A 5,767-nucleotide genomic window follows, 5' to 3' on the forward strand; every position below is an offset into this window, starting at 1 on the left:
AATCTCCGGCTTTCCTGGTGATCTCGTCACGCGCATCGTGGAGCGCTTCCGTCGCGGTCTGCTTTTCCCGTTGTAGTCTTTCCGAGAGCTCGCTTCTGGCGGTCTCGAAATCGGCCGTCTGACGGCCCTGATCGTCCTGGTCCTGCATGGTGTCTCCTAGTGGAATCCGAGGAAGGAGAGGATTGCAAGCACGATGACGACAAGGCCGATGAGATAAATAACATTGTTCATGGCGCAATCTCCTCCACTGCGCACCGAACTTGCTTGTGGCTTTCCGTGTTCCCTCAGACGTCATCTTTTTTGGTAAGCGAAGCCTAACCAGCCTGAAGACGGGATCTCATCCTGTGCCAATGGCGGTGAGCGCGCGGTGGGAAATGATATGCGACCCGGACTTCGGTGCGACTTACAGGTCGAGGCGCAAGTCCGCTCCGGCAGATATTCGCGCTGCATGGGCCGGAATTTATCCGCAGTGCTTTGACTGGGCATTATCGTAGTGGGACCTGCCCGCGACCTACCAGTCGATTGCTGGCCGAACGATCATGAGCCAGAAAATCCCGAGTACCGCAGCGAAGGCGGGGAAGCCGAAGGCGAACCACAGCCAGAAGAGCCGGTGATAGCGCGGCAGCAACGGCGCGCCTGCAGCGGCGGCTTGAGATGCCAGCTTGCGCTTCTTATGGCACCGCTGGCGACCAGCCCTTTCCCTGTGAAGAATGGCCACATCCCGATTGTCCTGACCTAAAAGCTCCTCTTCACGAAGGAACCAAGCCATCGTGGGTGGCCGCAAAACGTGAGCGTGGCCGAGGGCTTGCTCACCGCCAGCGGAAGAACAATTCCTTCCGCCCGTTCAGGTAAGTAGCGCCGCGGGAGCATCAAGCACTGCAGCGGAAGGGTGCCTCGTTTGGAGGACTATATGGGAAACTTTTATCTGCTGCGACAGGAATTTTTCTTTTCGTAGGTATTGGAACTGCCGCCGCCCAGGAGTCATCATTCAGCCTGAGCAAGACACGGTGATCCGGGAGTATGTAAAGAAGAAGCCGATAACATCCCTGAGCCTTCCCGGTGTTGAGTTCAACTTGGCACCGCTCTGCCAGACACAGTCGAGATTTACGAATTGCCGGACGTTCAGTACCGCTATGTAGTCGTCGATGGACGAACCGTCCCGGTTGATCCAAGTACCCGCAGGATTGTTAAGGTCTACGATTGATCTTTTTCTATCGAAGCCCGCCGTGCCGAAAGGTGCGGCGGTCTGGCGTGGGTCCGGGATCGACGCGGTCGTAAACAGAATGAGAACGTGGGATCGGGGTTTCATGCATTCCGACAACGAATTTCCGGCATGCCAGCAGCGATGAGGTCGACAGCTTCGTTATTCTGACGCCATCCAGCGCGCGCTCCGACGCGGCCTTGCGAAGTCGAGGCCGTCCTGAAGGGGTGTTTCCCCCGCTGAGTTCCAGCCGATCCCGGCAACTGCCGGTGATCACCGCCTCTGGCACGAAGTACAGCGGAACCAGGTAACTAAGTAACCTGCACGAGGTTGGTTCCGGCCACGGAACTTTGCTCCTCATATCGAGTTGGCGTTTCTCAACTGGTGCATAGCGATGCCGGCGAAGTCCGCCCTGCGGTCCAGATGGCGAGAGCGGTATGAGCTCACACCACGTCTCTAACAACCGCGTCTAATTTCGTGAGGGCTACGCTCGGAGGCCTTTGCGTAAAAAGTCCCTGTTCGATTGCGGCCGCCTTGAAGGCATCGATCGCAGCTTGTTGGTTGCAATGACCGGCCAAGCATTCCTTGATCATTCGGACGGCTTCGAGCCGCCGCGGCTTGGCCGCGTATGGCCATGGTTGTTCAAGAGCTTTCGCAGCATCGGATATTGATGCAACCACCATCGGCTTGCAATTCAGGTAAATTGTAATCGGAATGAACGCCGGCATTTTCTCCCTCGCCAGGATTGAACGCGGCTAAACGCGAAGAGAGGGCGGAGGTTGCATGAACGCGCATCTTCGCGATTTTAATCCCCGCTACACGATGCAATTGAGACTGAACAGGCTCTTCTCGGGGCAATCCTAAACTCAAATAACGCCCGTTGGCGGGTCGCCGGAATTCTGAGGCGAACAACTTCGCCGACAAGCTCCACGGGGCGGTTTGCGAACCATGGGCACGATGATCGCCGTGGGCAGGCCGGTAACTCCGAATCACGACTGCCGGGCTGTCCGAGGCTGGATCGCGAGGGCACAGCCGAACGCCGTTGAAGGAACGCGGAGCAGGCCATTTGGTTACAAATGTGGAGCTGCCAATTCGCCGGACAGTTCAGCTATTGAGACAATGCTTTGATGACCTGCCGAGGGGAAGCCATCTTCAGCGCGGAATGGGGATGAAGACCGACAGAATAGGGTCGACGGGCTGGCGGAGTAAGCGTCCGCGGCAGAAGCAGGATGGAGTAAGCGGGCGTTTCCCTCACTTGGGCTGGTCCAACGTGACCGGCCTTCAAAGACGGCGGCAGGTGCTGTAGCGAGTTCTTCAATCAGCTCCAATATCCGCCAACAAGACTGCTGCGTAGCCAGTGTTCGTCCATCACCATTTGCCGAACTTCCGCAGCCCGGGACCAGAGCGGATTTGCACCGTTGCGGTCGATTCGCCGGTGCTCGCCAAGCCTCGACAATTGTTCTATGCTCTCTTTGGCACGGCATGGTCGTGATTGCGACACGGAAGGCTGTTGTCCTGTGGGGGGTTCCATGTTCGGAGACTGGTGGAAAACGGGCTCGAGAAGTTGCTTCGCCCTAAACACCCTTGGCTTAATCGTCGCGCTATCGGTGCTGTTGTTACCTGGGCTGGAAAGCGCCAAAGCACAGACGAACTGGACACTCGACCCGACCGCCTCCGTGCTCACCTACCAGTCGGTCAAGAAGAACACGATCGTCGAAACCAACAAAATCAGGAACATAGCCGGCACTCTTTCTTCGACGGGTGAGGCCAAGATCACCTTTGACCTCAACTCCGTCGACACGGGTGTCGACCTTCGCAATGTCCGCATGCGGTTCCTTTTCTTTGAGACATTCAAGTATCCGTCCGCCGAACTGACCGCAAAAGTGGACCCTGCCGCATTTGCCGACCTGGCGACCAAGCGAAGGGTGAAGGCAGTGCTGCCATTCCGCCTCAACCTGCACGGGGTCGACAAGGATCTCGAGGCCAATGTCGTCGTGACCATGATCAGCGACAGCATGGTCTCCGTCGCTTCGGAGACGCCTGTTGCCGTGCATGTCGAGGACTTCGGACTGCTGCCGAATGTCGACAAACTGCAGCAGGCCGCCAATGTGACCAACATTGTTCCGACCGCCTCGGTATCGTTCGATTTCGTGTTCAACGCCGGCGGCAGCAAGCCCGCGGCCGTGCAGACAGTCGCGGCAAGTACTGCCGAGGTCGGACCCGTCGCCACTGATGCCGCGAAAGCGAACTTCAGCGACGAGGAGTGCCTCAACCGGTTCGCGGTGCTCTCCCGCACCGGGGCCATCTACTTTCGGTCGGCGAGCGCGCGGCTCGACAACCAAAGCCGTCCGCTGCTGGCGGAGGTGGTTGGCGTGGTCGGCAAGTGCCCCGGCCTGAAGGTAGAGGTTTCCGGCCATACCGATTCCGATGGTTCGCCTGCCGCCAACAAGCTGCTGTCGGAGCGCAGGGCCGAGGCCGTTGCCGATGCCATCGTTGCCGCGGGTATTGCACGAACGCAGATCACGGCGACCGGGTATGGCGAGGAGCGGCCTGTTGCGGCTAACGATACGCCGAAGAACAAGGCGCTCAACCGGCGGATCGAGTTTTCCGCCACCAAGCTCGTCAACTGAGGAAGGACCTCTTGTTCAGGCGGTGGGGCTTCGATCTGATTGCCTGTTTTGGCAGTGCCCTGCGCGCGATCGGGCTGGTGACACTCTCGCTGCTATTGACATTGACGGCGGCCAATGCGGAACGCCGTGTTGCTCTGGTCCTTGGCAACTCCCAGTACCAGCATGCGCCGGCGCTGACCAACCCGGTCCGCGACGCGCAGGCTGTTGCCGACCGCCTCGAGAAGTTGGACTTTGAAGTCGTCTCTGGTTTTGATCTGACCAAATTACAGACTCAGACGACGATTGCGCAGTTCGCAAAGCAGGTGCGCGGCGCCGACATTGCCCTTTTCTTTTACGCCGGCCACGGTTTGCAGGTTTCAGGCAGCAACTACCTGCTTCCGGTCGATGCCGCATTGGAAGACGAGACCTCGCTTGATTTCGAGGCGGTGCCTGTCGAGTTCGTTTTGCGGCAAATGTCGCGCGAGACCAGCATAAGACTGATTTTCCTCGATGCCTGTCGCGACAATCCCCTGGCCGAAATGCTGGCAAAGACCGCCGGCGTCAAGGGAGCGAGAAGTGGGCTTGCCGAAATCCCGATCGAGAATGGCGGCGCGGGTACGCTGGTCGCCTTTTCCACCAGTCCCAATCAGGTCGCCTATGACGGATCGAGCGAACATTCGCCGTTCACGTCCGCGTTGCTTGCCCATATTGGGGCTTCGAACGTCTCCATCACCGATGCGATGAACATGGTCACCGCCGATGTCTTCAAAGCAACCGCCGGCAAGCAGCGCCCGTGGATCAATGTCTCGCTGACCACCGAGGTCGTTTTGCACAGGGTCGATCTCAACGCGCCGCTGATTGTCGGCGAAGCGACGGCTCCGCAACAAGCCGAAGACGGCTCGGATGGGCGGAACGCCACCGCAAATTCGTCAGGCGACGATGAGGCACAACTTGCGCTAAATGTCCTGCGGCAGAAAATCCCGAAACTGGCTTCGGACGATCCGATCTTTTTCGACCGACCGGTCGATTTTGGAGATCCAAAGATCGACGGCAAGAGTATCGCCGAGCTGATCACGGGCAAGCCGCTCTTCACTCCCGTGGAAGGGCTCGACAAAGCGGTATGGCAGGGCAAGCACTGCAATGGCTGCCATGAGTGGGATAAGGTTCGGCTGTGCGAACAGGCGAAGAATTTCGCCGCCAACGATATCTCCGTGCTGCGCCTGCAACACCCGCTTGGGACGCGCTTCAAGGTGGCGCTGGCCAAGTGGGCGCAAGGCGGCTGCAAGTAAGATCTGGACCTTCGGTTCGAAAATTCTTGGTCAGGCGCTAATCCCCGTCTAGACACTCGTCGACTGCGGAAATCAGGAAATGGCCCGATCGAGAGCCACGGATGACGCTCCACAACAGCGTGTCGGCGCGCACCATCATGATCGAGATGAACAACATTCCTTTCCGCACGAAGTCTTCTAAGGAGGCTTGTATGTGGCGGATGTTGAACGGCGCGCTACGCTCGACGGTCTGCAACCGAAAGTGCCTGCGCCATACCCGCTCGCGGAACTGGAACGGTCTAATCGTGTCGCCATTGTTGGCCCGCCGAGGGCTGGTGCTCGAGCTATGCGCGGGAGAGCTACCGGCGGTGGTTCGAAGCTGAGGAGCCTGCGGGGCAGCGGCGGGGTTGCAAATCGACGGATCGGCTTGAGGTCACGAATGACCACCATCGCAATCTTCAACGTAAACGCCCTTAACGATGCCGGTTACGGCGCCCCGCCGGCAAAAATTGCCATTCCGTTGTAAGACTTCCGAGCGAGCCAGATGAGAATAGCGGCGAACCCACAGGCTCCGCCAACGCAACGTACCCCGACAACGCGCGTTCTAGAGTCTTTCACGTTTTGACGGAAGCATATCCGGCGTTTGTGAAGTAGTTTTTGCATTCGCCGGGTTCGATCGTCGCAACGAG

4 protein-coding genes and 2 pseudogenes are annotated in these 5,767 nt (G+C 58.6%); 3 read left to right on the forward strand and 3 right to left on the reverse strand.

Features of this window, described 5'->3' with window-relative positions; translation table 11 throughout:
* Window positions 1–511 precede the first annotated feature (511 nt).
* A pseudogene (locus NKI95_RS33895) lies at window positions 512–667 on the reverse strand (DUF2269 family protein); the annotation flags it as partial.
* A gap of 272 nt (window positions 668–939) precedes the next feature.
* Between NKI95_RS33895 and NKI95_RS33900 the strand changes: the two are divergent.
* Window positions 940–1,204, forward strand: a pseudogene (locus tag NKI95_RS33900) (DUF1236 domain-containing protein).
* A gap of 440 nt (window positions 1,205–1,644) precedes the next feature.
* Here NKI95_RS33900 and NKI95_RS33905 read toward each other — a convergent pair.
* Window positions 1,645–1,929 carry a DUF982 domain-containing protein gene (locus tag NKI95_RS33905; RefSeq protein WP_352722191.1) on the reverse strand — a complete coding sequence of 95 codons (285 nt, stop codon included), beginning with the start codon at window positions 1,927–1,929 and terminating at the stop codon, window positions 1,645–1,647.
* Window positions 1,930–2,619: 690 nt separating this feature from the next.
* Here NKI95_RS33905 and NKI95_RS33910 point away from each other — a divergent pair.
* A complete protein-coding gene (locus NKI95_RS33910; RefSeq protein WP_352722192.1) occupies window positions 2,620–3,831 on the forward strand; it encodes an OmpA family protein in 1,212 nt (403 codons plus the stop codon).
* Between the two features lie 11 nt (window positions 3,832–3,842).
* A complete protein-coding gene (locus tag NKI95_RS33915; protein WP_352722194.1) occupies window positions 3,843–5,099 on the forward strand; it encodes a caspase family protein in 1,257 nt (418 codons plus the stop codon).
* 37 nt (window positions 5,100–5,136) lie between these two features.
* Here the strand turns inward: NKI95_RS33915 and NKI95_RS33920 are convergent, their stop codons facing one another.
* Window positions 5,137–5,334 (reverse strand): hypothetical protein, encoded by a 198-nt coding sequence (locus NKI95_RS33920; RefSeq protein ID WP_352722196.1) that lies wholly within the window; start codon window positions 5,332–5,334, stop codon window positions 5,137–5,139.
* Between the last annotated feature and the right edge of the window lie 433 nt (window positions 5,335–5,767).

It is taken from the genome of Mesorhizobium sp. M0306 (assembly GCF_040321655.1).
In the GTDB taxonomy this organism is placed as follows: domain Bacteria; phylum Pseudomonadota; class Alphaproteobacteria; order Rhizobiales; family Rhizobiaceae; genus Mesorhizobium.

Excerpts from the sequence above, each read along its gene's own strand:
- NKI95_RS33905 (WP_352722191.1), bottom strand. The coding sequence starts at position 1,929 with ATGCCGGCGTTCATTCCGATTACAATTTACCTGAATTGCAAGCCGATG.